The organism is Cylindrospermum stagnale PCC 7417 (genome assembly GCF_000317535.1).
Classification (GTDB): domain Bacteria; phylum Cyanobacteriota; class Cyanobacteriia; order Cyanobacteriales; family Nostocaceae; genus Cylindrospermum; species Cylindrospermum stagnale.
The window spans coordinates 4794692-4821551 of record NC_019757.1; the positions used below are offsets into that span (position 1 = coordinate 4794692).

At 42.8% G+C, this 26860-nt stretch carries 23 protein-coding genes; 12 read left to right on the top strand and 11 right to left on the bottom strand.

Going from position 1 to position 26860, the window contains the following annotated elements:
- The first annotated feature begins 68 nt into the window (after positions 1-68).
- Positions 69-884 (top strand): SDR family NAD(P)-dependent oxidoreductase, encoded by an 816-nt coding sequence (locus tag CYLST_RS20115; protein ID WP_015209576.1) that lies wholly within the window; start codon positions 69-71, stop codon positions 882-884.
- Positions 885-912: 28 nt separating this feature from the next.
- On the opposite strand, the gene CYLST_RS20120 is transcribed toward CYLST_RS20115, so the two are convergent.
- Genes CYLST_RS20120 through CYLST_RS20135 form a run of 4 tightly spaced genes read right to left on the bottom strand, consistent with a single transcriptional unit; the run spans position 913 to position 3504 of the window.
- Entirely contained in the window at positions 913-1362 is a 450-nt protein-coding gene (locus CYLST_RS20120; RefSeq protein WP_015209577.1) for an SRPBCC family protein, read from the bottom strand.
- A 19-nt stretch (positions 1363-1381) separates the two neighbouring features.
- On the bottom strand, positions 1382-1570 hold the full coding sequence (locus CYLST_RS20125; RefSeq protein WP_015209578.1) for a CPXCG motif-containing cysteine-rich protein: 189 nt from the start codon (positions 1568-1570) through the stop codon (positions 1382-1384).
- 53 nt (positions 1571-1623) lie between these two features.
- Entirely contained in the window at positions 1624-3270 is a 1647-nt protein-coding gene (locus tag CYLST_RS20130; protein ID WP_015209579.1) for a B12-binding domain-containing radical SAM protein, read from the bottom strand.
- Positions 3271-3276: 6 nt separating this feature from the next.
- Positions 3277-3504 (bottom strand): SemiSWEET transporter, encoded by a 228-nt coding sequence (locus tag CYLST_RS20135; protein ID WP_245587526.1) that lies wholly within the window; start codon positions 3502-3504, stop codon positions 3277-3279.
- Here CYLST_RS20135 and CYLST_RS36040 point away from each other — a divergent pair.
- Both CYLST_RS36040 and CYLST_RS20140 read left to right on the top strand, forming a co-directional pair.
- Entirely contained in the window at positions 3410-3619 is a 210-nt protein-coding gene (locus CYLST_RS36040; protein WP_245587548.1) for a hypothetical protein, read from the top strand. The two genes, CYLST_RS20135 and CYLST_RS36040, sit on opposite strands and share 95 nt — an antisense overlap.
- Positions 3620-3770: 151 nt before the next feature.
- Complete coding sequence (locus CYLST_RS20140) at positions 3771-4379, top strand: Uma2 family endonuclease (RefSeq protein ID WP_015209581.1); 609 nt, start codon at positions 3771-3773, stop codon at positions 4377-4379.
- A gap of 108 nt (positions 4380-4487) precedes the next feature.
- Here the strand turns inward: CYLST_RS20140 and CYLST_RS20145 are convergent, their stop codons facing one another.
- From CYLST_RS20145 to psbA (CYLST_RS20165), 5 genes are all read right to left on the bottom strand, one after another.
- Positions 4488-5168 (bottom strand): DUF4276 family protein, encoded by a 681-nt coding sequence (locus CYLST_RS20145; RefSeq protein ID WP_245587408.1) that lies wholly within the window; start codon positions 5166-5168, stop codon positions 4488-4490.
- The gene (locus CYLST_RS20150; protein WP_015209583.1) at positions 5129-6220 is read right to left on the bottom strand and encodes an AAA family ATPase; all 1092 of its coding nucleotides are present in this window, start codon (positions 6218-6220) and stop codon (positions 5129-5131) included. Before CYLST_RS20150 ends, CYLST_RS20145 begins: the two co-directional genes overlap by 40 nt.
- A 128-nt stretch (positions 6221-6348) precedes the next feature.
- On the bottom strand, positions 6349-7437 hold the full coding sequence (gene aroC / locus CYLST_RS20155; protein WP_015209584.1) for a chorismate synthase: 1089 nt from the start codon (positions 7435-7437) through the stop codon (positions 6349-6351).
- A gap of 346 nt (positions 7438-7783) precedes the next feature.
- Positions 7784-8866 carry a photosystem II q(b) protein gene (gene psbA, locus CYLST_RS20160; RefSeq protein ID WP_015209585.1) on the bottom strand — a complete coding sequence of 361 codons (1083 nt, stop codon included), beginning with the start codon at positions 8864-8866 and terminating at the stop codon, positions 7784-7786.
- Between the two features lie 379 nt (positions 8867-9245).
- Positions 9246-10328: a photosystem II q(b) protein gene (gene psbA / locus CYLST_RS20165; protein WP_015209586.1), complete on the bottom strand. Its 1083-nt coding sequence runs from the start codon at positions 10326-10328 to the stop codon at positions 9246-9248.
- Between the two features lie 219 nt (positions 10329-10547).
- Here psbA (CYLST_RS20165) and cofG point away from each other — a divergent pair, with 219 nt between their 5' ends.
- From cofG to gshB, 9 genes are all read left to right on the top strand, one after another.
- Positions 10548-11561: a 7,8-didemethyl-8-hydroxy-5-deazariboflavin synthase subunit CofG gene (gene cofG / locus CYLST_RS20170; RefSeq protein WP_015209587.1), complete on the top strand. Its 1014-nt coding sequence runs from the start codon at positions 10548-10550 to the stop codon at positions 11559-11561.
- A 481-nt stretch (positions 11562-12042) separates the two neighbouring features.
- Positions 12043-14421 (top strand): tetratricopeptide repeat protein, encoded by a 2379-nt coding sequence (locus tag CYLST_RS20175; RefSeq protein ID WP_015209588.1) that lies wholly within the window; start codon positions 12043-12045, stop codon positions 14419-14421.
- Between the two features lie 483 nt (positions 14422-14904).
- Complete coding sequence (locus CYLST_RS20185) at positions 14905-16230, top strand: ATP-binding protein (RefSeq protein ID WP_015209590.1); 1326 nt, start codon at positions 14905-14907, stop codon at positions 16228-16230.
- Complete coding sequence (locus tag CYLST_RS20190) at positions 16227-17789, top strand: tetratricopeptide repeat protein (RefSeq protein ID WP_015209591.1); 1563 nt, start codon at positions 16227-16229, stop codon at positions 17787-17789. Before CYLST_RS20185 ends, CYLST_RS20190 begins: the two co-directional genes overlap by 4 nt.
- Positions 17790-18025: 236 nt before the next feature.
- On the top strand, positions 18026-19789 hold the full coding sequence (gene hflX / locus CYLST_RS20195; RefSeq protein ID WP_015209592.1) for a GTPase HflX: 1764 nt from the start codon (positions 18026-18028) through the stop codon (positions 19787-19789).
- A gap of 1339 nt (positions 19790-21128) precedes the next feature.
- Complete coding sequence (locus CYLST_RS20200) at positions 21129-21854, top strand: hypothetical protein (RefSeq protein ID WP_015209593.1); 726 nt, start codon at positions 21129-21131, stop codon at positions 21852-21854.
- Between the two features lie 31 nt (positions 21855-21885).
- Positions 21886-22665: a hypothetical protein gene (locus CYLST_RS20205; RefSeq protein WP_015209594.1), complete on the top strand. Its 780-nt coding sequence runs from the start codon at positions 21886-21888 to the stop codon at positions 22663-22665.
- Between the two features lie 625 nt (positions 22666-23290).
- Positions 23291-23563 carry a glutaredoxin 3 gene (grxC, locus tag CYLST_RS20210; RefSeq protein ID WP_015209595.1) on the top strand — a complete coding sequence of 91 codons (273 nt, stop codon included), beginning with the start codon at positions 23291-23293 and terminating at the stop codon, positions 23561-23563.
- A gap of 117 nt (positions 23564-23680) precedes the next feature.
- A complete protein-coding gene (gene gshB, locus CYLST_RS20215; RefSeq protein WP_041233762.1) occupies positions 23681-24661 on the top strand; it encodes a glutathione synthase in 981 nt (326 codons plus the stop codon).
- Between the two features lie 384 nt (positions 24662-25045).
- Here gshB and ftsZ read toward each other — a convergent pair whose 3' ends face one another.
- Both ftsZ and CYLST_RS20225 read right to left on the bottom strand, forming a co-directional pair.
- Positions 25046-26335 carry a cell division protein FtsZ gene (gene ftsZ, locus CYLST_RS20220; RefSeq protein ID WP_015209597.1) on the bottom strand — a complete coding sequence of 430 codons (1290 nt, stop codon included), beginning with the start codon at positions 26333-26335 and terminating at the stop codon, positions 25046-25048.
- A 46-nt stretch (positions 26336-26381) separates the two neighbouring features.
- Positions 26382-26642, bottom strand: a complete 261-nt coding sequence (locus CYLST_RS20225) for a hypothetical protein (protein WP_051056137.1) — start codon at positions 26640-26642, stop codon at positions 26382-26384.
- Positions 26643-26860: the final 218 nt, after the last annotated feature.

The window sequence follows — 26860 nt, forward strand, 5'->3', positions numbered from 1 at the left end:
AGGTTTTTACAGAGTTTTTGCCCAAACTGATAGACAGAAAATAAAATAATTTTTTTCAAACTTAGAGTATGGCTCCTACAATACTGATTACAGGTGCGTCTCAAGGCATTGGCAAAGCAACAGCGCTTTTATTTTCCCGGAAAGGATATGACCTCGTACTTGCAGCCCGTCAAACTGAACGCTTGGAAGCTACAGCGCAGGAGGTGCAAAGCCTTGGACTTGCAGCACCATTGACTGTAACTTGTGATGTCACAAATCCCTCCCAGGTAGAGATGTTGGTGCAAAAAGCATTGGAGCATTATGGTTATATCGACGTGCTAGTGAATAATGCAGGCATCTTTGCATCTGGGCCAGTAGAGCAATTTTCTCTTAGTGATTGGCACCAGGTTATAGACACTAATTTATGGGGATATATCCACACCATTCAGGCACTTTTGCCTCATTTTCTCCAACGGGGAAGTGGAACAATTGTTAATTTAAGTTCCATTGGGGGTAAAGTGCCTACGGCGTATTTAGTTGCTTACTGCACTAGTAAATTTGGCGTGACAGGATTGACGGAAGCACTACAAGCAGAATTACAGCCAAAAGGTATTCATGTTTGTGGGATTTATCCAAATTTGATCAAGAGTAGTTTGATGGAACGGGCAATTTTTCGGGGTAAGGATGAGGAAGAATTGCAAACTCGTCGAGAACAACTCAATAATGTGCTGAAAAATCCCGTAGTGGAGAAGCCTGAAGATGTGGCAAATGCAATCTGGGATGCAGTCAATAATCAGAAGTCGGAAGTAATGGTTGGTTCTGCGAATTTTTCGCAGTCATTGTATCGGTTATTTCCTGGTTTGATGAAATGGGTTTCTCGGCAAACCTTAAAAAATCAGGAATAGTAATTATTGGATTCTTCAGCGCCTTCTGCTATCGTGACTCGCACTCCCGCTTTGTCACATAATGGCGGTAGCGGAACATCGCTTCTAGTTGAGCTTGCAGTAACCAACCGCTAACGAATTCTACGGCATCGCCACCAGGCATAGAAAAAGAAATAGCATCAGTTAATCTGGTTTTGTCATTTTCTAGGACAAATTCATGTCGATGTGTCCAAGACTCGAAAGGGCCAGATATCTGTTCGTCGATAAATAGATTATTTTTTTCGCATTCAGTGTGACGCGCTAACCAAGTCAAAGGCAATAGTCCCAGAAAAAGCCGAAATTCGGTGATTGCACCGACTGCAAGTCCCCCCTCGCGGCGGACTACCTGGACTGGTTGCCAAGGTGGAGTCAGCAGTTGCAAAATATCTGGTCTTTCGTGAAATTTCCAAACTACTTCTAGTGGCGCATCAATGACTGAAGAATGTTTAAAGTGCAGCATGGAAAGAAAACCCTAAAATTTATTCTTCATATTCGGTATCAATTTCAATATCTAGGGTATCTTCATCAACCCGCACATACAAAATATTTGGACGACAGCAAACTTGACAATCTTCTACATATTTTTGTTGTAGTCCCGCACTCAAATCAATAAAAGTTAAGCTTGGTTCGCCACAATAGGCGCAGTAATACTCAGCCGTATTTTGCATTTCTAGATATTATCCTCAATTTTATAACTTTGCGCCCCTTTGCGTTTAAAAAATTATAAATTTAACGCCTGTAGTTGCTTCTGACATGAATGGAAATAACTCTTAGCCTCAGCCAAATGCTTTAGTAGTGTAGACTGTGGTAAAGGCCCTTGCAAGTGACTCCAAGGTAAAACTTGCTCTGTTGACCATTCGGCGTGAACGTAGAAATCTAAGTCGGGTATTTGGCCTTTTAGTTGTTTGAAAGCGCGTTTGTAGCTACCCAAGGAGTCACCAAAGTCGCGGGTAAGTTCGAGAAGCTGGGAAAGCCTGCGATCGCCTCTCGACAACAAAGCCTGTATAATTGACCAATTATAGCTTTCTGGACGAAACTCTATCCCTTGGGGTTTTAGCTGTTTTTGTAACATCTGCAACCGCTTTTCTGCTTGACGATTTACCCCAAACCATTGAAAAGGCGTGTGTGCTTTCGGTACAAAGGTGCTGCATCCGAATGTTAACCGCAGTCCAGGTACAGATTTTTTAATACCGCGCATCATTGCGACAGTTGCATCTAAATCTTCTGGTTCCTCACCGGGAATTCCCGCCATCCCGTAGAGTTTCAGATTGGTTAATCCTCCAGCTTTGGCATTTACTGCCGCTTGGATGATTTCATCGTTATGTAACTTTTTATTGATGATTTGCCGCAATTTCTCGGAACCACTTTCTACGGCAATGGTAAGCGATCGCGTATCTCTTTGGGCTAAAGTCTTTGCTAGCTGCACCGTTACCGTATTTGTTCGCACCGAAGCAATACTCAAGCGGACATCATCATATTTTGGCTGACTGATATAATCTAGCAATTCTGTAAACTCTGGATGTTGGGTAACAGAAGCACCCAATAAACCCAGGCGATTTGTAACTTTTAACCCTCTCTCAATTGCGGGAATTAAAGAACCTTCCAAACTCGCAGTTCTAAAAGGCAAGGTTAAATAACTCGCTAGACAAAAGCGGCACATTTCCGGACAACTCCGCACCACTTCCACCATGTAGATATTTTCCCAAGCCGCCTTTTCTGTAACCACAGTTGAAGCTGAGAGAGTATTTCCTCGGTAAGTTTGCTTTTGCACTACTGCGGGAATTTCGGCAGAAATTGGGTTTATTGACTTTACCGCCCCATCTTTGGCAAGATATTCCACCGCATACAAACTAGGAACGTAAATTCCCGGTACTTGTGCCAATCTTTTTAATTGAAATTCTCTAGAAGCGCTTCTTACTTCCTTATACGCTTCAATGAAATCTCCCAGCAGGTTTTCCCCATCTCCTAACAAAATTACATCAAAAAACTCGGCAAAAGGTTCAGGGTTAGCGGTGAGAACAGGTCCACCGCCAAAAATTAGGGGATGACGTTCATTACGGAAATCTGCCCTAATGGGAATTGACAAAGATTCCAACAAATTTAAAATATTCACATAATCCAATTCCCAGGACATAGAAAAGCCAAGTATTTCTGGTTCTCTAGGGAGTTGTTCGTGAGTATCGGTAAACAAGCGACTTACCTGCACATCATCCCGCATAGCCAAAGTTGCCCACACCACCTGATAGCCAAGGCTAGTTATCCCGACGCTGTACTCATTGGGAAAGGCAAAAATCAGGGGGATAGCGTCGGTGTTAGGGGTAGCGGGGGTGAATAACAGGCGTTCGGAGTCAAACACAGATGATGTCACAAGCTTTTATGGGCGTTTTCTATATCTAATTTTAAGCCATAGAATTATAAAGTTAAAACCCAAGGTCACGCCGTTAGCCAGAATAATCGGCCAAGCACCAAGAATGATTCCGTAGATTAACCATAAAAAAAGACCACTCATGAAAGTTATCAGCATGAGGAAGGAAACATCTTTAGCTGATTTTGAACGCCAGATTTTCAACATCTGGGGTAAGAAAGAGATAGTCGTTAAAATCGCGGCAAATAATCCTAAAACCGTAATTAAATCCATATTTGATGATTTAAGTTTAAATAAGCCTTGGCGATTGGAAATCGCGGCTACACAAACAAAGTCCGCCTGCGCGGACTAAATGATTAAAAAGCATTGTAGATTTTGAAAGAATGAAATAGCTGCTATATTCTAATATAGCAACACTAGATAATTTATGAACAGTATTGAAACCAGCAAAGACATTAAATGCAATATTTATACAATAAAAATACTCCTAAAGGAATATTACTATGATTGCAGCCATATCCCAGCCAGTCAAATTTGCTGATTTTCTAGAATGGTATCCAGAAAATGGACGTTATGAATTAATTAATGGGTGTGTAGTTGAAATGCAACCAACGGGTAAGCATGAAGAAGTTACTGACTTTCTAGGAATATCAATAACTGTAGAAAGTCAAAGGTTAAAACTACCTTATAGTTTCCCTAGACACGCACTGGTGAAAGCACCTGATTGGGAAACGGCTTATCTTCCCGATTTGATAGTAGTAAATAAAAATAATCTCTCAAATGAACCACTTTGGGAAAAATATTCAACCATTACCAAAGGTGAATCAATTCAATTAATTGTCGAAGTAGTGAGTACAAATTGGCGTAATGATTACGGACACAAACTCACGGACTACGAAGCGTTAGGAATTTCTGAATATTGGATAGCTGATTATTTAGGTTTAGGTGGAAGGAGATATATTGGATTTCCCAAAGAACCAACTTTTACAGTTTATCAATTAGTTGACGGGGAATATCAATTTCAGCAATTTAGAGGAAATCAAAGAATTATTTCTCTTACTTTTCCTGAGTTAAATATCACTGCTGAACAAGTGTTTAAAGCAGGTGAATAGTAGATTATAGAAATTTTAATTTAACTTCATAAAATGTCAAATTTCTGCCCATGATATTGAAAAAATACAGGCTAAAATATTTATTTTACTTACAACTGTACTTGTGAATTACATGATGCTTTCAAGATGGGTTAACCATTTATTGAAATGCTGACACTGCTGACGTATTACATCCAAACCGATATCCATTGCAATCAGAGATCCATGATATGGTTTATCATATTGAGGGCAACATCTAATAATCCTTTTAGATGGGGCTGTTATCGGACTTTCATTAATATGTTCAGGTGAAGCAAATGAGTCACGCTCACTTTGTAGCTGATTTACTACGCTTTGATCAAACCATCCCAGAAAAGCTTGCGGATTGCTATACAGAAGTCCCTCAAACTCATGTACCAGTAGATTTGGAATAAAATTTTTGTGCCCAATATCTGCACCCATTTGCTGTTCAAGATATTCAACTTTATTAAATGGGTCATTCGTCTTTGGCACAGAATCTTTTCCGGGAAAGTCTTTTGGTAATGCATACAAATCAAACATCGTAGTGACGAATGCCGAATTATCCTTAAGGCATTGACGATTCAATTGAGGCTTGATTTTTTCATAGCTCACCACACCACCTTTAGCAGTTTGACTAGTTCTTACAAGGATTGGGTTGAGGTAGATATTTTGTCGCTGAAAATGCTCGTAAAGTAATTCTCTAACAAAAGTTTCTTCAGTCTGTCCTTCCACAAAAACGTTTACTCGAATCATCTTGAAGGTCTTCCTCCAAGGATGTTCTTTTTCCACAATTCTCCTAAGCTATAGTCTTCTAGCCACTCATGTAAATCATCTTCCTTCAATCTTCGGAGTAATGATTTACCATCTTTTCTGTCTACTACAATTACATCATCTGCGCTAAATTCATTCAGCAGTTCAACCGACTGAGTGGAAACAATAACTTGTTTTTCTATTGCAGCAGCACGCATTAATGATGCAAGAATAGTAATTGCATAAGGGTGAAGACCTAACTCAGGTTCATCAACTAAAATTGTTTCTGGTTGAAGAGAAGTAGGTTGTAAAAAAACGGTTGCCAAACATATAAAACGCAGCGTTCCATCAGAAAGAAGATGAGCTTTAAAGGGAATATCTTGACCTTGCTCAAACCATTCAAGTTCTATCATATCCTTATTTTGTGGGGAAGGTCGTAGATAGAAATCACTAAAGAAAGGTGCAACAAGTCGAATTGTTTTGACAATTCGTTGATAATATTCAGGATGATTTTGTTTTAATAAATACAAGAAAGCCGCAAGATTACGAGCATCTGAACGCAGGTAATTATTAACATTAATGCCATGTATTTGTTTTACATAAGCACTGTCGCTTGTATCGTGGAAATGATAAACTCGCCACTGTTGCATAGCAGGTAATACATATTCGTCAATTCTTGTCCCAGTACCTCGTGGAGCTTGAGTTTCAAAATGACCACTACCTATTTCCCACTCAGTATTATTCCATCCAAAAGATTCTTTAGAGAACATCAGACGGTTATCCTGAGTTGGTTCAAAAGTAGCGAAATAACTGTTGGTTCCGAAGTAAAGTTTAACTTCTAATTGTTCAGTTGTTTTCCTACCAAAATGCAAAATCGCATCGGGGCCACCCTGACGGCTGACAAAAACTTGCAGATTTCCCTCAAGCATCTGCTGAACCATGCGAAAAAAGCCGATGAAGTTAGATTTACCAGCGCCATTGCAGCCAATGAGTACGTTAAGTTGAGCAAGCTTAATGTCGCATTCAGCAATAGACTTAAAGCCCTTCAAAACAATTCTGGATAGTTGCTGTCTACTAATCAATCTCGGCATAGAATAGCCTCCTGATTTTTAAGCTTTCCGGCTGCTGATGTCGCTGAACTTGCGCCATTCTGAAGCACGAAAAAGTTTGGCAAATCATTACTTTGTTTAGTTATCAAAATTTCCTGAAAGTTTAATCCCTATAACACCTTACATTGTGCCTGTTGCCGCAATAGATGATCGCACAAAACCAAAGCTACCATCGCGTCAACCATTGGCACAGCGCGGGGTAGCACACAAGGATCATGGCGTCCTTTGGCAGCTAATAGGGTTTCTTCACCTTCACGAGTTACTGTTTTTTGCTCTTTTCTAATTGTGGCTGTGGGTTTAAATGCAACTCGCAAAATGATGTTTTCGCCGTTGGAAATTCCCCCTTGAATACCGCCAGAACGATTAGTTACAGTGCGGATTTCCCCTTGTTCGTCAATATAAAATTCGTCGTTATGTTCAATTCCTGTTAACAGGGTTCCTGCAAAACCGGAACCAATTTCAAAACCTTTACTCGCAGGAAGAGACATTACAGCTTTCGCTATATCTGCTTCCAATTTATCAAAAACTGGTTCGCCTAAACCTTTGGGCACATTTCGCGCCACACATTCTACTACACCGCCGATGGAATCACCTTGTCTGCCAGTTTGTTCAATTAATTCAATCATGCGCGTGGCAGTTTCGCCATCTGGACAGCGGACAATGTTGCTTTCCACTTGTTCTAAGGTGACGGTGTTAGGATCTACTATGCCTTCTAAGTCTTTGATGCGCTTGACGTAAGCGATAATTTCGATATTGGCGACTTGACGGAGAATCTTTTTAGCGATCGCACCCGCTGCCACTCTTCCTATTGTCTCACGCGCTGACGACCTGCCGCCACCTTGCCAATTTCTAATCCCATATTTAGCATCATAAGTCGCATCTGCGTGGGAAGGGCGATACTTTTGCGCCATCTCGTCGTAATCTTGGGGACGAGTATCTTTGTTCCGCACTAAAATTGCAATTGGTGTTCCTAAAGTTTTTCCCTCAAATACCCCAGACAATATTTCGCAGGTATCCGCTTCCTTGCGGGGAGTCGTAATTTTACTTTGTCCAGGACGCCTTCTATCTAGTTCTACTTGAATTTCTTCAGCCGAAATTTCCAGTTGTGGAGGACAACCATCAATCACAACCCCCACACCGCCGCCGTGGGACTCGCCAAAAGTAGTAATGCGAAATAGATGACCAAAAGTGCTGCCCATGATGTTGAGAAAAAATATCGGCTGTTGTAATTGTATCGGGAGTTATGGCAAAAGATGATTTTAGCGCAATACAGTTCAGTTAAGCATTTCTTCCTTCTCTTCCTTCTCTTCCTTCTCTTCCTTCTCTTCCTTTGCGTTCTACAGCCCTTTGGGCATCGCTGCGCGCGTGCGTCCTTTGCGGTTTGTTAAAAAAATTGACTTTGACAAAGAGTTAAGCCTTAACTGAACAGTATTGGATTTTAGCGATGCGATCGCTCTTTTTTCTACATAAATAGCAAAACATAGTGCCAATAAAAAACGCCCTCCCAATCCAGGAGAGCGTTTTTTATTCAGCTAGAATTTCGGATTAACCGTTGATTGCAGGAGCAGTCAGAGCTACGGGAGCAACATCAGCAGCAGCCAAGTCTAGAGGGAAGTTGTGAGCGTTACGCTCGTGCATCACTTCCATACCCAGGTTAGCGCGGTTGATGACGTCAGCCCATGTACCGATGACGCGACCTTGAGAATCAATGATTGATTGGTTGAAGTTGAAACCGTTGAGGTTGAAAGCCATTGTGCTCACACCCAAAGCGGTGAACCAGATGCCGATTACAGGCCATGCTGCCAACAAGAAGTGTAGTTGACGGCTGTTGTTGAATGAGGCGTATTGGAAGATTAAGCGACCGAAGTAGCCGTGGGCTGCAACGATGTTGTAGGTTTCTTCTTCTTGTCCGAACTTGTAACCGTAGTTCAAGGATTCGGTTTCGGTTGTTTCCCGAACTAAGGAAGAAGTTACGAGTGAACCGTGCATTGCTGAGAATAAGCTTCCACCGAATACACCAGCTACACCTAACATGTGGAAGGGGTGCATCAGGATGTTATGTTCAGCTTGGAACACAATCATGAAGTTGAATGTTCCGGAGATCCCCAAAGGCATACCGTCGGAGAATGAACCTTGACCAATTGGGTAGATCAAGAATACTGCTGTAGCAGATGCCAAAGGTGCAGAGTAAGCTACGCAGATCCAAGGACGCATTCCCAAGCGGTAAGATAGTTCCCACTGACGACCGAGGTAGCAAGCGCATCCGATCAAGAAGTGGAAAATTACCAGTTGGTAAGGACCGCCGTTGTACAACCACTCATCTAAGGAAGCTGCTTCCCAGATTGGGTAGAAGTGTAAACCGATAGCGTTGGAGGAAGGAACAACCGCACCGGAAATGATGTTGTTTCCGTAAATCAAGGAACCTGCTACTGGCTCACGGATACCGTCGATGTCAACGGGAGGCGCAGCGATGAAGGCGATGATGAAGCAGGTGGTTGCAGCCAGTAGGGTAGGAATCATCAACACGCCGAACCAACCGATATAAATCCGGTTTTCGGTGCTGGTGATCCATTCGCAAAAGCGATCCCATACGTTGGCGCTGGAGCGCTGTTGTAAGGTTGTGGTCATGGTTTGATGATTGCGGTTATTTGTTTATGATGTTTGGGGTAGGCATTTCTACTCCCTGTATAAATACTAAGTTGTTTATTGCGGTTTGTAAAGGGCTTTCAGAAAGTATTTTTAAGATTTTTGGGAAATTGGGTATCTGTTAGAGGTTTTAATCTATATGGGGTAAAGCTTTTGGGGATTTATTGAGATTGTTACATCTGGCAGGAAATAGCCCTTTGAGTTTTAGGCTTAACTGAACTGTATTGGATTATATGATCTGTGTGCGATCGCTTTTCTACCTACAACAAAGAGACGTTCCATGGAACGTCTCTACAGGTTTTGCCCATAAAAAACGCCCTCCAATTTAGGAGAGCGTTTTTTATTCAGCTAGAGCTTCAGATTAACCGTTGATTGCAGGAGCAGTCAGAGCTACGGGAGCAACATCAGCAGCAGCCAAGTCTAGGGGGAAGTTGTGAGCGTTACGCTCGTGCATCACTTCCATACCCAGGTTAGCGCGGTTGATCACATCAGCCCATGTACCGATGACGCGACCTTGAGAATCAATGATTGATTGGTTGAAGTTGAAACCGTTCAAGTTGAAAGCCATTGTGCTTACACCCAAAGCGGTGAACCAGATGCCGATTACAGGCCATGCTGCCAACAAGAAGTGTAGTTGACGGCTGTTGTTGAATGATGCGTATTGGAAGATTAAGCGACCGAAGTAACCGTGAGCAGCAACGATGTTGTAGGTTTCTTCTTCTTGTCCGAACTTGTAACCGTAGTTCAAGGATTCGGTTTCAGTTGTTTCACGAACCAAGGAAGAAGTTACGAGTGAACCGTGCATTGCTGAGAACAAGGAACCACCGAATACACCAGCTACTCCCAACATGTGGAAGGGGTGCATTAGGATGTTGTGTTCAGCTTGGAACACAATCATGAAGTTAAATGTTCCAGAGATACCCAAAGGCATACCGTCGGAGAATGAACCTTGACCAATTGGGTAGATTAAGAAGACTGCGGTAGCGGCTGCAACAGGTGCAGAGAAAGCTAGGCAAATCCAAGGACGCATACCTAAGCGGTAGGAAAGTTCCCATTCACGACCGAGGTAACAGAATACGCCGATTAAGAAGTGGAAAACTACCAATTGGTAAGGACCGCCGTTGTACAACCACTCATCTAAGGAAGCTGCTTCCCAAATGGGGTAGAAGTGCAAACCGATAGCGTTAGAAGAAGGAACAACTGCACCGGAGATGATGTTGTTTCCGTACATTAAGGAACCTGCAACTGGCTCGCGGATACCGTCGATGTCAACGGGGGGAGCGGCGATGAAAGCGACGATGAAGCAGGTAGTAGCAGCTAGTAAGGTGGGGATCATTAAGACACCGAACCAACCGATATATAGACGGTTATTGGTGCTGGTAATGAATTCGCAGAAGCGATCCCATACGTTGGCGCTTTCGCGGCGTTGTAAGGTTGCGGTCATGGTTTTATGATTGCGGTTATGTTTTTTATGATGTTTGGTAGGTGTTTCTACCTTATGAACTTATATTAAGAGCTTTATTGAGATTTGTAAACCCCTTTTAGCAACATTTTTTAACAGTTCTCTAAAACAGGGTGTTAAATAGAGGCTATAAAGCTTGCAGTACAAGGCTTTGACGAATTTTAACTTAATTGTAAATCTCTATTCAGAAACGTTACATTTATGGCTTTACATAGTTCACGCAGCGTTACATACAGCCCAGCCTATACAATCGTCCCTACTTATGAGTGCTTTAACCGCTGCACCTACTGCAACTTTCGCAGCGAACCGGGTAAGAGTCCCTGGATGAGTCTTGAGGCGGCGGAAAGGATATTGCAACAACTGCAAAGCCAAAAAATCTGTGAAATTCTCATTCTCAGCGGTGAGGTACACCCCCATTCATCCAGGCGTCAAGCGTGGTTTCAGCGGATTTATGATTTGTGTGATTTAGCTCTAGCGATGGGGTTTTTACCGCATACCAACGCTGGGCCACTGAGTTTGGCGGAGATGGAAAAGCTGAAGGATGTAAATGTTTCGATGGGTTTGATGTTGGAACAGTTGACGCCAACACTATTAAATACTGTGCATCGTCACGCGCCGAGTAAGTTACCAGAGGTGAGGATGCAACAATTAGAATGGGCGGGAGAGTTGCAGATTCCCTTTACCACAGGGTTACTTTTGGGAATTGGGGAAACTGTTGATGATTGCTGGGAAACGTTGACAGCTATATCTAATGTGCATGAACGCTACCATCACATTCAAGAAGTGATTCTGCAACCCCACAGTCCGGGAAATCAGCAAAGCTTTGATGCACCGCCTTTTGACCCCCATCAGCTACCAGCGGTGATTGCTAAAGCACGGGAAATTTTACCCGCAGATATTACAATTCAAATTCCGCCGAATTTAGTCAAGGATGCCGGCTGGTTACTCGCTTGTTTAGCTGCTGGTGCGAGGGATTTGGGGGGAATTGGCCCGAAGGATGAAGTAAATCCTGATTATCCTCATGTTCAAGAGGAGGCTTTGAGAGAAATTTTACAACCTGCGGGGTGGGAATTGGTGCCACGTTTGCCGGTGTATCCGCAGTTTGATGACTGGTTGGGGGGAGAGTTGGCGCTGGGGGTGAAGCGGTGGAGGGAGAACCTAACCCCCCAACCCCCTTCCCTGCTAGGGAAGGGGGAGTGTAGAGATGTTTTATGAAACGTCTATATATATAGATATAGATAATTTTCCTCGTTCCCGTTCCTAGGTTCTACCTAGGAATGCCAGATGGGAGGCTCTGCCTCCTGTTAAGTATTTAAGGTGTAGATACAAATCTGTCTCAACTTATTTATGGTTTATCGAACAGAGGAAAGAAAACCTCACCCTGGTTCTGCTACGCACAACCTGTCCCTCTCCTTCACAAGGAGAGGGATGTCTGTTAGGACTCTTTGAGGTTTTGGAGGACTTTTGGGTAATCCGATAACTTGTGTAAACCGTGGCTGTTAAGTATATGAGGCGGAGCCTCTAGGGGTGCATTCTCAGCCGGAGTCTGGGAACAAGAGAATCAGCACTGAAGTGCTTACTACGAGCTAGAAAGGCTTATTGTGGCGGGGTTAGCGGTTAACCTTCTATAATTTTCAGTAGGGTGGTGAAAAGAGCAATATTTTTTACAAAAAGAATAATCTGTGGCGAAACTTGCATGAACTCAAATTACAGCGATTGGGATGAGGATTTACCCCCGGAACCTGAAAAAGCCTATTCAGATTTGCTTCGCGCACTAAAGCGGAACTCAGGTTTTGGCTTGTATTTTGTCCAATGTACACCTGTGGAAGCAGAGCATTGTATTAAAAAAGTTCCGCAGGATATGCCGCAGAAAAAAATTGCAGTTCTGCGCTATGTGGAGGAAATTGATAATTTATATCAGCAAGTGAATGAGTTTGTTAAAGATAAGCCAATTGATATTTTATTGATTAAGGGTTTGGAATACTCTTTATATAAGTATGAAAAAAGAAGTTTTGGCGAAATCACTGAAAGTAAATTTAGCAATATCAGCAGTGTTCCCCGAATTTTAAATCACTTAAACCAACAGCGGGAAAGGTTTAGAGATGATTTCCCCATTAGCTTTGTTTTTCTTTTGCGTTCGTTTTCGCTCAACTATTTAATTCATCGCGCCCCTGATTTCTATGATTGGCGTTCAGGTGTATTTGAATTACCAACAACGCCAGAAGTCCTAGAACAAGAATCAACTCGTCTGATGTTGGAAGGAGACTATGAGAAATATCTGAAACTTACCCACGAACAAAAAATCGATAAAGTCCTGGAAATTCAAGACTTGCTGAGAGAACAGCATCTGACGGAAGAACGTAAAGCAAGTCTACTATTTGAACGAGGAAATTTGTTAGCTGCTGCCAAAGAATATGAAGAAGCGATCGCATCCTACGACGCCGCGCTGAAAATTCAACCTGATAAACACCAAGCTTGGAACAACCGGGGTATTGCCCTAGGGAATTTAGGACGCAATGAAGATGCGATCGCATCCTACGACCAAGCGCTGAAAATTCAACCTGATTACCACCAAGCTTGGTACAACCGGGGTAATGCCCTAGATGAATTAGGATGCTATGAAGATGCGATCGCATCCTACGACGCCGCGCTGAAAATTCAACCTGATTACCACCAAGCTTGGTATAACCGGGGTAATGACCTAGGGAATTTAGGACGCTATGAAGATGCGATCGCATGCTACGACGCCGCGCTGAAAATTCAACCTGATAAACACCAAGCTTGGAACAACCGGGGTAATGCCCTAGGGAATTTAGGACGCTATGAAGATGAGATCGCATCCTACGACCAAGCGCTGAAAATTCAACCTGATGACCCCGATGCTTGGAACAACCGGGGTATTGCCCTAGGGAAATTAGGACGCTATGAAGATGCGATCGCATGCTACGACGCCGCGCTGAAAATTCAACCTGATGACCCCGGTGCTTGGAACAACCGGGGTATTGCCCTAGGGAAATTAGGACGCAATGAAGATGCGATCGCATCTTACGACGCCGCGCTGAAAATTCAACCTGATTTACACCAAGCTTGGTACAACCGGGGTATTGCCCTAAGGAAATTAGGACGCAATGAAGATGCGATCGCATCCTACGACGCCGCGCTGAAAATTCAACCGGATGACTCCGATGCTTGGTATAACCGGGGTAATGACCTAGGGAAATTAGGACGCAATGAAGATGCGATCGCATCCTACGACGCCGCGCTGAAAATTCAACCTGATTTACACCAAGCTTGGTACAACCGGGGTAATGCCCTAGGGAATTTAGGACGCGATGAAGATGCGATCGCATCCTACGACGCCGCGCTGAAATTTCAACCTGATTTACACGAAGCTTGGTACAACCGGGGTAATGCCCTAGGGAATTTAGGACGCAATGAAGATGCGATCGCATCCTACGACGCCGCGCTGAAATTTCAACCTGATTACCACCAAGCTTGGTACAACCGGGGTATTGCCCTAAGGAAATTAGGACGCGATGAAGATGTGATCGCATCCTACGACGCCGCGCTGAAATTTCAACCTGATTACCACGAAGCTTGGTACAACCGGGGTAATGCCCTAGATGAATTAGGATGCTATGAAGATGCGATCGCATCCTACGACGCCGCGCTGAAATTTCAACCTGATTTACACCAAGCTTGGTACAACCGGGGTATTGCCCTAGGGAATTTAGGACGCTATGAAGATGCGATCGCATCCTACGACGCCGCGCTGAAATTTCAACCTGATTACCACGAAGCTTGGAACAACCGGGGTATTGCCCTAGGGAATTTAGGACGCTATGAAGATGCGATTGCCTCATTTGAAGAAGCTATAAAATTTCAACCTGATGACCACTGTGCTTGGTACAACAAAGCTTGCTATTATGCCCTTCAAGGCAATATTGAGCAAGCATTAGAAAACCTACAACAAGCAATTAATCTAAATCCTGAAGAATATCGAAACATGGCAAAAACAGATTCTGACTTTGATGGTATTCGAGAAGATAAACGCTTTCAATATTTGATTCAATAACAGCAACCTACTAATTATTTCTTTCCTACAATAAGATGACTTATCTCAAATCTTGCATCAGTCCCAACAACCTTGTAGATCCCCCCTAGCCCCCCTTAAAAAGGCAGGGCTGTTTCATTCCCTTAAAGGCTCATAATGTCAAGGGTTTATTTTAGCGATTGCGCTGAATTTCCTAGGCAAAATCTGAATTTTCTGGTTCTAAATAAAGGGTTTTCCATCACTTTTCTCCAATAAACTATCGCTAATGATATTGACAAACTATTCCTCCTTATCGAATGAAACAGCCCTGCCTTAAAAAGGGGAAAACTGGAGTCGAAGCACCCTTTAAAAAGGCGGGAACTAGAGTCAAAGTCCCCCTTTTTAAGGGGGATTTAGGGGGATCTCGATACGACTTGATACTTTACGAACATCCTCTTATAAATGTGACACTACTCACACTCCCACCTGCAACAGCAAATTAAACTGAAAATAAACACAACTCCCATGAATCAAAACCCCGACTTACTCACCAACCTCTACAACGCCTTCAACCCCTTTGAACCCTTACCCGCAGGTGATCCAAAATATGTTGATTGTCAGGATGTGCGGGGAGATGCAGATATTCAGCAAGAGTTGGGAAATCGGATGCGATTGGCAAAAACAAATACTTATCAATTGTATTCTGGTCATCGCGGTGCGGGAAAATCTACAGAACTGCTGAGATTAAAAAAATATTTAGAAGAACGGGAATTTTATGTAGTCTATTTTGCGGCTGATGAAGAAGATATTGATTCTGAAGATGCCCAATATACGGATATTCTCCTCGCTTGCACTCGACGCTTACTCAGAGATTTACGCACTATTGGTAATCCTCGTCCGGTGCTGAATTGGCTAAAAGATCGTTGGCAAGAATTGAAAGATTTAGCACTAACAGAAATCCAATTAGATGATATGGATGTAGAAGTGCAAGTTGCTCAGTTTGCTAAATTGACGGCAAATTTAAGGGCTGTTCCTACATTACGCCAAGAAATTCGCAGAAAAGTAGAGCCACATACTGTCACTTTGATTAAAGTCTTAAATGAGTTTCTGGCAGATGTGAAAAAGCGCCTACCTGAAGGACGTAAAAAACTAGCAGTAATTGTCGATAACTTAGACCGGATGGTTTTAGTTAAAGATGGCGAACGAACTAATTATGAAGAAGTCTTTTTAGACCGCAGCGAACAACTCAAAGCCTTAGACTGTCATTTGATTTACACTGTCCCTATTGCTATGGTCTATTCTACCAGAGCTACAGACCTGAGAGATATTTATGGCGACCCCCAAATTTTGCCAATGGTGATGGTACGCACTCAGGATGGAGAAGTTTACGAACCAGGAATTAATAAAGTTAAAGAGGTGATTTCCCGGCGAATACAGCAGTTTGCACCGGAATTATCTCTAGAAACAGAAATATTTGATAGTCCCCAAACTGTAGAACGACTTTGTTTGATGAGTGGTGGTCACGTCAGAAATTTGTTATTGTTAACTCAGGATGCTATTGGCCGCACTGAAGAATTACCAATTACTGAAAAATCCGTAAAACGCGCTATCACTCAAGCGCGAGATACCTATCGCCGTTCTGTGGAAAATCATCAATGGGTTTTGTTAGCTGAAGTCTCCCGTTCTAAGTTCCTCATTAATGATGACCAGTATCGGAGTTTGATGTTTAATCGCTGTCTTTTAGAGTACCGCTACTTGGATGATGAAGGGGAGATGCAGCGTTGGTATGATATTCACCCACTAATTCAAGGCATTCAAGAATTTAAAGAAGCTGTAGCAAAACTCCCATGAAACAATATTTTAGCGATTGGGATGAAGACTCTCCCCCTGAACCTGAAGCAGCCTATCAAGACTTGGTTCGCGCACTCAAGCGTAACTCAGGTTTTGGCTTGTATTTTGTGCAATGTAGTCCTGGGGAAGCTGAACAGGTGATTGGTAAAATTCCCCAGGATTTACCGCAGAAAAAAGTTGAAGTTTTGCGCTTGGTTGAGCCAATTAGCAATTTATATGAGCGGGTAATTGACCTTTATAGCAATAAGCAATTTGAAGTTTTATTGATTACTGGTTTAGAATATTCTCTCTACAAGTATGAAAAAAGAAAGTTTGGCGAAATCACTGAAGGACAATTTAGTAATTTAAGCAGTGTTCCGCCTATTTTAAATCATTTAAACCAACAACGAGAAAGGTTTAGAGATGATTTCCCCATTTCTTTTGTTTTTCTTGTGCGGTCATTTTCTCTTAACTATTTACTTCATCGCGCCCCAGATTTCTTTGACTGGCGTTCGGCTGTATTTGAACTACCAACAACACCAGAAGTTGTAGAGTTAGAGTCATCTCGCCTGATTTTAGAGGGAGACTATGGGGAATATTTGAAACTTGCACCTGAGGAAAAGATTGAAAAGATTTTAGAAATACAAGACTTGCTGGATGAGCAGCATCAAACAGAGAATATTCGCGCGAGTTTACAATTTGAATTGGGTGGTTTATTACATGCTGCTCAAGAATATGAATCAGCACTCGCTTCTTACGAAAAATCAGTAAAAATTCAACCGCATTATCCAGAAGGTTGGTATCGTCGGGGAAATGCTTTAGGGAGTTTAGAACTGCACGCGGAAGCGTTAGCCTCTTTTGAGCAAGCGGTGAGAATAAAATGTGATTATTACCAAGCTTGGTTTAATAAGGGGATAGCGCTTTATAAGTTAGAACGCTTTAAGGAAGCGATCGCATCTTTTGACGAAGCTGTAAAAATTAAACCTGATTACCACCAAGCTTGGTTTAAGCGCGGTGTGACGCTGGATGAGTTAGAACGCTATGAGGAAGCGATCGCATCTTTTGACGAAACTATCAAAATTAAACCTGATTCCCACCTGGCTTGGTATAACCGAGGCTTTGCGCTACTGAATCTCAACCGCTATGAAGATGCGATCGCTTCCTTCGACGCAGCACTGAAGCTGAAACCCGATTACCAAGAGGCTTGGAACAACCGAGGAACCGCGCTGCTGAATCTCAAACGCTATGAAGATGCGATCGCATCCTTCGACGCAGCGCTGAAGACTCAACCAGATTCCCAAAACACTGGAAATAGCCAGGGGATTACCTTGGGGGATTTGAGAACGGAGGAAAATGCAAATACCTCTGTTAACCAAACGGTGAAAATTCAACCTGATTTACACCAGGCTTTCTATAACAAAGCTTGCTGTTATGCCATTCAAGGTAATCTTGATTCAGCACTAGAAAATCTGCAAAAAGCAATAAATCTGAATCCTGACAAATATCGAAAGAGGGCAAAAACTGATACCAATTTTGATGGAATTCGCAAAGATGAGCGCTTTCAAGCATTAATTCAATAACCACAAATAATACCAAAGCCTCTGTAATTGCTCTCCTGTGCGCGAAACAAAAATATTTCGCAAAAACTTGATATCGATGGGCTACGGGATATTACTAGCAAAATATAGTCAAATATAACACTTTAGACTCTAGCCCTAGATATCATCTACCAGAAGATAGAGCAGGCAGCCCCTACCTTGTTGTAAAATGAACAATGTAAGGATTCGGGGGGCCATTTTATTGGTCATAAACGTCTATAGAGACTATCTTTGGTAATCTCCAAGGTTTAAAGTCCAGCCAGCTGAAACAACTACAGCGGCTATATCACCAGCGCATACCGGGCGATCGCATCACCACGCCCGATTTTGCCCAGCGTCTGGCAGCAATTAGCACGGACATCAATCAGCCAGTGTGTACTTACATCAACCGACGCGGACAAGTGATTCGTGTCGGGGTAGGTACACCACGACAAACACAAATTCCGCCGATGGAACTGCCCCGTTACGGTGCAGAACGACTCAGCGGGATTCGTTGCATAGCGACCCATCTCAAGCCAGAACCGCCAAATGAGGCAGCACTGACAGCGATGGCGCTGCAACGGTTAGACGCTTTAGTGGTGCTAAATATCACGGGAACGGGATTTACACGGCGAGGCGGTGGCGCTGCTGGGTACGTGAAAGAAGTTTATTTAGCTCATTTGGTATCAAATACCAATCAGCTAGTCTTAAATCAGCCATCAGTAGTTGGTAATGCCAGTCCACCCACACCTCTACCGAACCAAGACACAGCAATCTCTTCCAACATCTCCCAGCCTCTGAGCTTAGATGACCTGGCAGAGCAGGATTTTATTGACTTGGTGGAAGGGCTAGAAGAAGAATTCCGGCGGGAATTCATCGCCCAGGAAGTAGATGCTGACCATGAGCGCGTCCTACTTATTGGGGTGCTGACCGATGGTAAAACTGCCCAACAATTCCAGGATTCCTTGTCAGAGTTGGCGCGGTTGGTAGATACTGCTGGCGGAGACGTATTGCAGACAGTGCAACAAAAGCGATCGCGCCTTCATCCCCAAACAGTAGTCGGCGAAGGCAAAGTACAAGAAATTGCCCTCACCGCCCAAACATTGGGAGCCAGTCTTGTCGTCTTTGACCGCGACCTCTCACCAACCCAAGTCCGCAACTTAGAAGCGCAAATTGGTGTCCGGGTAGTTGACCGCACAGAAGTAATTTTAGATATCTTTGCCCAACGCGCCCAGTCCCGTGCTGGTAAGTTGCAAGTAGAACTGGCACAGCTAGAATATATGATGCCGCGCCTGACTGGAAGAGGACAGACAATGTCCCGACTAGGGGGCGGTATTGGGACTCGCGGCCCTGGTGAAACTAAACTAGAAACAGAACGCCGGGCAATTCAGAAGCGGATTTCCCGATTGCAACAAGAAGTCAACCAGTTGCAAGCCCATCGTTCACGGTTACGACAACGGCGACAACATCGAGAAGTTCCTTCAGTCGCTTTGGTGGGTTATACCAACGCCGGCAAGTCCACCTTGCTGAACGCCCTCACTAACTCAGAAGTGTACACAGCCGACCAGTTGTTTGCTACACTCGACCCCACCACGCGCCGTCTAATCATTCCCCATGCGGATACTAATGAACCCCAGGAAACTCTAATTACAGATACTGTAGGGTTTATTCACGAGTTACCTGCATCCTTAATGGATGCCTTCCGTGCCACCTTGGAGGAAGTGACAGAAGCCGATGCCCTACTGCATTTGGTAGATTTGTCTCATCCCGCTTGGTTGAGTCATATTCGCTCCGTCAGGGAAATCCTCGCGCAAATGCCAGTAACTCCCGGCCCGGCATTGGTTGCTTTTAACAAGATAGATCAAGTAAATAGCGAAACACTGGCTTTAGCTAAAGAAGAGTTTCCTCTAGCGATCTTTATTTCCGCCAGCCAGCGGTTGGGATTAGAAACCCTACGCCTGCGTCTATCTCAGTTGATTGAATACGCCGTAGGTTGTGAGTAATTACTGGAATTTAGTTGTTGGTTTGTCGTAAAAAGTGCCGTAGTTGTATTAACTGCGGCATTAGTTATTGGGACTTAGACAAAAATTACGCCTAAGTGCAAACCAACGGTTTTGAAATATGATGATAACCGCCAGCCCTGGCAAAAGCAGATAAACGACTCAATATCAGAACTTATTTAGAAAAAACGAAAAATTTTGATCTGCCAAAGTTATATCTTGTAAATTTGAAAATTGTGGGGATTTTTGAAAATAACAATGATTGTCAACTTTCCTGCTCATCGCCTATGCAGCGAATTGGTAAACGTAAAAAACTTGGTGGTCTACTAAAATTAAGTAGACAAAATGTTAATCACTATGGTTAGATGGATATTGTAATAGCTCAAACTATTTTTGAGTTATTGCAGGAAAGGTTGAGCTTGCTGAAAAGTAAAGATATTTATCTTTACGAATAAAAATCTCGTTCAAGACTGTAGCATTAACATCTCAGAAAAAACTCCTAAGTTGTTCAATAACCAAGAAAAAAACGCCATAGCAATTATGACGAAACGTTCCGCCAGACAAGTAGAGGATAGTCAAAGATCCTTGAAAAACTAATGTGGAAATAGCCTAAAATCTTCCAGGAGGGGTAAAACCTGAGATGTTCGTTGGAGTCGTAAACTTCTCATATTTTCGGAAAGAAATATCAGAGAGGGAGGAAGGCTTTCATCCGTTGCCCAGTCATACATAATGTATTTTCAAACATTATCCGATAGGGCACGGACAAATTCTCTCAAGAACTCTTAAGTTCGAGGAATTCTCTTGAATTCTATGAATTGCCTGCTAAATGTCTATTTTCAATTCACATCGTTTTGGCGTGGCGGCGTCTTTTCTAATCTAACACCCAGGGGAACGACTACCTTAAAAGGTCGTAAGTGCGGAGAATCAATCTGTCAGTTATTCTCTATGGTGACATAGAGCCGGCGGTGTGAGTTTAGCTGAAATCTTCATCGGAGATTTCAGGGAGGTTTTAGTAACTCAGAGAGTCACTTAAAGAAAGATGTTCGTTGGATGTTGGTTATTTTTACTGAATTATCGCGCAATTTGGAGACAAGAAAGTAGGCACTTGAACAAAGAGAAGTCCTCTGGATTTTCGAGTTTTAAAGCGATTCCTAAGAATAACTGGCTAACATCTTGGTGACAAAGTCTCCTCGGTTTCGACCGTTAAGCCTTTCAGTTCTGTGGTAGAAATACTACAGAGATATCTCGTGTCCAGATATAAAGCAATGCCTTTCCTTTCAAAGCGCGATCACCAGTTTAAATTACTGACGCATTTAACTAAGATTATCAGAAGAAAGTAAATATGGTTCAAACGACATTTACCAAACAAAAACGAGAACTAATTAAAGCAATTTCATGGATTGAAAAAATCAGAGCGCAAGAAGTACGCTTTCGTAACTATAATGATCAAAATGAACTTCAGGACGAAATACGAGAAACCTATGTAGATTATTCTCCTGAAGAAATTAGTCTTCATGTTTTAGAAATTGTCAAAGATGTAGTCAGTCAGCACGGCACAAGGCAAAAAGCAAATTCTCATAACACAGGTAATTTTGAATGGTATGGAATTTCTATAGAACTGACCGTGCCACAATTACGTGCCCTGCAAAGTGCCCACACTGTTCTATCAGAATTAGTCCGCAAACTTCCCCGACGCAATCCTAAACTCATTTACAATACCACGATTGATAATCGTCCTGCTTTTGCCCATGTAAAACAAAAACACGAAGAAAAAGCAACTAGATACGTTCCTTATGAAGAAGACTCAAGTACCAGAGTGCGAACCTATGAAGAACACTATAAAGTCATCACTCACTATACTCAAAAAGTAGAAATTGATTATGGTTTGGAGATTAAATTGCTTAATGAATTAGGTGAAATGGTAGATGATTTAGGGACAGCTATTCAAGTAGCCATTGATGAAGCAAATACTAAAGGGAGAGAAAATGATCCGGTTATTGATGATGTTATTAACCGAATCAGCCAAGTGATTCTTGCTAAATTACCATCACCTCAAAATCCCGATTAAGAGTTTTCAAGAAGCAAATTTTTAATGGCTTATGGCTTGGCCAATTCAATTATCACTAGCTGGTGATGGGCGTTTAGTTATTCTAACCCCTCAAACATTGCGTAGAGCATTTTTTCAGTTTACTAAAGTTAATCGAGAGTATACAAGTCGCGACAGATTTCCTCTCAACCGTCCTTTCCATGAACAATTTAAATTATGGAAACACAAAGAAAAAGAAAATGGAATCTTATATAGAAGTACCTATGTCCCAGATTCGGTTCCAAATATTCATTGGCAAGAAACTAAAGTCACTTTGCTTGATGCTTTATATCGAACTTATCTAGACCGAGAAAAACTCTCCTATTTAAACAAGAAAGAAATCCAATTTATTGAAAAAGAAATCAATAAACAGATAGTCTGGAACAATCTAGCTTTAGTTAACAATGAAGGGTCATTATTATCAGGTTATGGCATTTGCCAACAAACAGCAAAGAATCGAGAAAAAGTTAAATATATTCGACGCTATGGGATGATTTTTATCCTAGAGCCAATTATGCGTCAAGCTGTCCTGAAAGCAGAGAATGTAGATTTATTTATTCAGGACAAGAATTTTGACTTTCATCTTGTTCGCTATCATGGAGTACTTTTATCTTCTTCACGAGATCCGGACGGTTCTCGCAAAGCGCCATCGTACATTGAGTTATTATTTCGTCATCGCTTAGATTTTTCCATAACTTGGACTTGTACTCTCGATAGCTTTCAACCTCGTCAAATTTTCCGAATTATCAGAATTTATCCTTGTGATGGCTTCCGCATTGTCAATTATGGTTAGTTTGTATTAAGCAGGTAGATTACTTAAAAGCATTTGAGGTCGAGCCGAGATAAGTTTCATCAATTATCAAAGTGAATGACCGAGAGTTTAATCCTTTTGACAGTAATTTTAATCTAATGTGAAGAAACTCCCAAAAGAAAATTAAAGTTTTCATTAAGTTTATCTATATGGTAGACAGTCAATGGTTTTTTATGTCAATTTAATGTGTTGGTGATTTCAACACAAAATTTATCTCTATAAGTGTTGAACATCCTTAGTACGCAGAAATAGCTGTAGATGCAGATGGGGATTCCAATCATTGTTGACTGGGTTTCCTCGCTCTGCGGGTACTACCTAGTAGTAGGTCAAGTTTAAATTGATGGATAAGCAAGTTCGTAGTAAGGACTTTAGTCCTGATTGTTCTAAGTACTAAAGTGCTTAGAACAAACCCTCAAAACTAACTTGACAAAGTACTAGACTGATGACAGTTCCCACACATAGCCGCAAAAACACCTCACTTAAAAATTTGGTTAAGTACTCCTGGTGGTTTAGGCATCCTTGAGGATGAGGTCAAAACAGGATAGGACGTGTACAGCGAGTGCCGACGTTCTAAAATTAAAAAGTATGACATTAAGTTGAGGACGTTATGGCTGCAAAAGTAGAAATTTACAGTTGGAGAACTTGCCCTTTTTGCATTCGTGCCAAAAATTTGCTGACGAACAAGGGGGTTGAATTTATTGAATACAGCATCGATGGAGACGAGGTAGCTAGAGAGCAAATGGCTGAAAGGGCAAACGGACGCCGCTCTGTACCACAAATTTTTATCAATGACAATCATATTGGTGGCTGTGATGATATCCACGCTTTAGATCGTCAAGGCAAGTTGGATGAGCTACTAGTTGCTAGCAATAGCCTGTAAGTTGATGACCACAAAACTGATCTTTGACAACAAGACGTTTAGCTTCTGCGTCAATCAGTGAGATCATCAGGGGATAATCTAAATTTAATCAAATTCTTGGTGATTGAGGTAGAAAGCGTGAAACTAACTTTTATCATTGATCCCATCCATCAGCTTGACCCGTGTCACGATACCAGTGTTGCCCTAATGGAAGCAGCGCAAATCCTCGGACACGAAGTTTGGGTGACTCAGGCAAACCTGCTGAGTGTGTTGGAGGGTAAAGCTTGGGCTATCTTACAGCGGGTAGAAATTGTACCAGTGCAGTTGGTAGAAGGACGTTGGATAGCGGCCAATCCTTGGTATAAGTTGAGCGATAGCTCCTTAAGTTCCTTGGAAACAATGGATGCCGTATTTATGCGGACAGATCCACCAGTCAATGACTCCTACCTTTATGCCACCTACATTCTGGATTACGTTGACCAAAACAAAACCCTGGTAATTAACAGTCCCAGTGGCATTCGTGGGGCCAATGAGAAAATGTATGCCCTCCAGTTTACCAATGCGATTCCAGAAACAATTGTCAGTGCTGATAAGCAGTTTATTCGACAATTTGTTGAAGCCAAGGGGGCGACGATTCTCAAACCACTAGGTAATAAAGCTGGGGAAGGGATTTTATTTTTGCAATCAGGCGATCGCAACTTCAACTCCATCGTCGAACTCAGTACCTATCAAGGTCGAGTGCCAGTTATGGTGCAAACCTATTTACCACAGGCCAAAGAAGGAGACAAGCGGATTATTTTGCTCAATGGCGAACCAATAGGGGCTCTCAACCGTCTTTCCAGTGGTAGTGATTTCCGCAATAATATGGCAACAGGCGGCACAGTGGCTCAAACTGAAATTACCCCACGGGAGCAGGAAATTTGCGCCCAATTAGCCACAAAACTGCGCCAAGACGGCTTAATTTTTGTGGGTATCGACGTGATTGGTGGCTATTTGACCGAAGTCAATGTCACCAGTCCCACTGGAATTCGCGAGATCGACCGCCTAGATGGCACTCGCCTTGGTTATCAGGTAATTCAATGGGTTGAGCAGACTCTACAAACGAAACAACTAAAATAATTTACAATTACCTACTCTTGTTTCTTAACGTTCTTGGCAATGAAAGCGGTCAGTTAAAAATATGAAACTCAGCTGCATTCATCTTCATAGATAGCCCCTATTCCTATTTTGAGAACAGGTACTGGTAGAAGTACAAAAGGCTTCTACCCCCGCTTTCTTTGTTGCCAATACACAGCGGCAAATTCAAGTCAGCAGGCTGCTGCCCAAGTTTATGAGGTCTATGGGTAGCATGGATAAATTTCATCGCCCATTAACAACATCGGGTATGGCAACATAATTGCTCACCCGTGCTTCTGGTAAAACCCTAAAACTAGCAAATTGTATACAGCACTCAGCTTGATACGAGACTGTAAATTTAATCTAAAATCTCAAATCCAAAAACACTTAATTTTTTGGTGGTGTACGTCGGCGTTGTAGAAAATCAGGAATATCCAATGCGGGTTTTTCTTTGGGTTCTGGAGTTGGGCTGGGAGAATTAATCGGAGGCTGTGATGTAGGTCGCTTTTGAGTTGTTGGAGTCACAACTCTAGCGTTAGACGCATTTTGTTGTGGCACTGCTTGTAATTCGCCTGTAAACCCAGTGGCAATTACGGTAATTCTCACTTCGCCTTGGAGCCTGTCATCAATCACCGCCCCAAAAATAATATTGGCATTAGGATCAACCACTTCATAGATTGTTTCTGCGGCAGCATTTACTTCATGCAGGGTCAGGTCGCTGCCACCGGTAATATTAAAGACAACGCCTCTAGCACCTTCAATAGAACATTCTAATAACGGCGAGGAAATAGCAGCGATCGCCGCTTCTCTGGCTCTAGATTTTCCAGAACTCACACCAATCCCCATCAATGCCGATCCCGCATCTGCCATGACAGCTCGCACATCAGCAAAGTCAACGTTCACCAAGCCGGGGATGGTGATAATGTCAGAAATGCCTTGCACCCCTTGACGCAACACATCATCTGCATAACGAAAAGCTTCTTGCACAGGCGTCTGTTCGGGGATCACTTCCAACAGCTTGTTGTTGGGGATGATGATCAGGGTATCCACCCGACTTTTTAGTCCTTCAATACCTTGCTCTGCTTGGCTAGTGCGGCGACGTCCCTCGAAGACAAATGGACGTGTTACTACGCCGACAGTCAGAGCGCCCATTTCTTTTGCTACTTCTGCCACAATCGGGGCTGCACCTGTACCAGTACCACCCCCCATACCAGCTGTAATAAATACTAGATCAGCACCCTCTAAAGCTGTGGCAATCTCGTCCCGTGATTCCTCCGCTGCCTTTTGACCAATGGCCGGATTACCCCCTGCGCCTAAACCCCGCGTCAGCTTCTGTCCGATTTGCAACCGACTAGGAGCGCCAGCTAAGGTAAGAGCTTGAGCATCAGTGTTAATTGACCAAAACTCCACCCCAGAGACATCAGACTCGATCATGCGGTTAACAGCATTGCCACCGCCACCACCCACACCAATCACTTTGATGTTGGCAACCCGACCAGGAACAATCTCGCCAATGCGGCTATTTTCAGCAGACATCTTTTTACTATCGTGATTTTGTCCGTAGTTCAGCCCAGAATTATTAAAGGGGTTGGTCGAGTTAACTGCCAGAGAGAACCCTGGCTGTCCCACAGATTGGGAGTTTTTATAGGTAAGCCCTTGGTTATTATCAAGTGTCATTGGATTTGTCAAAAGTAGATAAACGACTTTTTCAGGTGCTATTCACCTAAGAGTCAACTATAGTTTGACACTGCCACAATCTATGGCACTGTTCTTTATTGTGCTCACTACTTCCAACCCTAGCAGGATTGGAGATGCGATGATTAGCTAGGGGATAAGCCTTGAATGCAGCTGATTGCGCTCCGCGCAGTGCTGTCGGCAATCCCACAGCTAATTCTAGAGAAGTATACCGACATTTATCGATAATTGTTCTGTATAGCTTCCACCAGACATTAATATCTTCATTGTTATGTTGCCCCTTTGGCACAGTATACCTTTGGCATTTCCAATGCCCTCCCCCTATTTCTGCTAAGAATTTAGATTGGTCATTAATTTTACAACTATCGGTGTTGTTTTTTTCTCGTTAACCGCTGAAACTACTGCTGTATTTTTGTATAGACTGTCATCTGCACAGAAAACTTCGAGCCGATGTCCCAGGAGCAATGCTTACAGAACGTTGGGCGGCGTTTCCTTTTGCCACTCTTG

Coding starts and splice junctions, on each gene's coding strand:
- CYLST_RS20125 (WP_015209578.1), bottom strand. CDS start 1,570: ATGCAAAATACGGCTGAGTATTACTGCGCCTATTGTGGCGAACCAAGC.
- CYLST_RS20200 (WP_015209593.1), top strand. CDS start 21,129: ATGGTTCAAACGACATTTACCAAACAAAAACGAGAACTAATTAAAGCA.
- aroC (WP_015209584.1), bottom strand. CDS start 7,437: ATGGGCAGCACTTTTGGTCATCTATTTCGCATTACTACTTTTGGCGAG.
- CYLST_RS20150 (WP_015209583.1), bottom strand. CDS start 6,220: ATGCCGAGATTGATTAGTAGACAGCAACTATCCAGAATTGTTTTGAAG.
- CYLST_RS36040 (WP_245587548.1), top strand. CDS start 3,410: ATGAAAGTTATCAGCATGAGGAAGGAAACATCTTTAGCTGATTTTGAA.
- cofG (WP_015209587.1), top strand. CDS start 10,548: ATGGCTTTACATAGTTCACGCAGCGTTACATACAGCCCAGCCTATACA.
- grxC (WP_015209595.1), top strand. CDS start 23,291: ATGGCTGCAAAAGTAGAAATTTACAGTTGGAGAACTTGCCCTTTTTGC.
- psbA (WP_015209586.1), bottom strand. CDS start 10,328: ATGACCGCAACCTTACAACGCCGCGAAAGCGCCAACGTATGGGATCGC.
- CYLST_RS20115 (WP_015209576.1), top strand. CDS start 69: ATGGCTCCTACAATACTGATTACAGGTGCGTCTCAAGGCATTGGCAAA.
- CYLST_RS20185 (WP_015209590.1), top strand. CDS start 14,905: ATGAATCAAAACCCCGACTTACTCACCAACCTCTACAACGCCTTCAAC.
- CYLST_RS20205 (WP_015209594.1), top strand. CDS start 21,886: ATGGCTTGGCCAATTCAATTATCACTAGCTGGTGATGGGCGTTTAGTT.
- CYLST_RS20140 (WP_015209581.1), top strand. CDS start 3,771: ATGATTGCAGCCATATCCCAGCCAGTCAAATTTGCTGATTTTCTAGAA.
- CYLST_RS20120 (WP_015209577.1), bottom strand. CDS start 1,362: ATGCTGCACTTTAAACATTCTTCAGTCATTGATGCGCCACTAGAAGTA.
- psbA (WP_015209585.1), bottom strand. CDS start 8,866: ATGACCACAACCTTACAACAGCGCTCCAGCGCCAACGTATGGGATCGC.
- CYLST_RS20190 (WP_015209591.1), top strand. CDS start 16,227: ATGAAACAATATTTTAGCGATTGGGATGAAGACTCTCCCCCTGAACCT.
- CYLST_RS20175 (WP_015209588.1), top strand. CDS start 12,043: ATGAACTCAAATTACAGCGATTGGGATGAGGATTTACCCCCGGAACCT.
- ftsZ (WP_015209597.1), bottom strand. CDS start 26,335: ATGACACTTGATAATAACCAAGGGCTTACCTATAAAAACTCCCAATCT.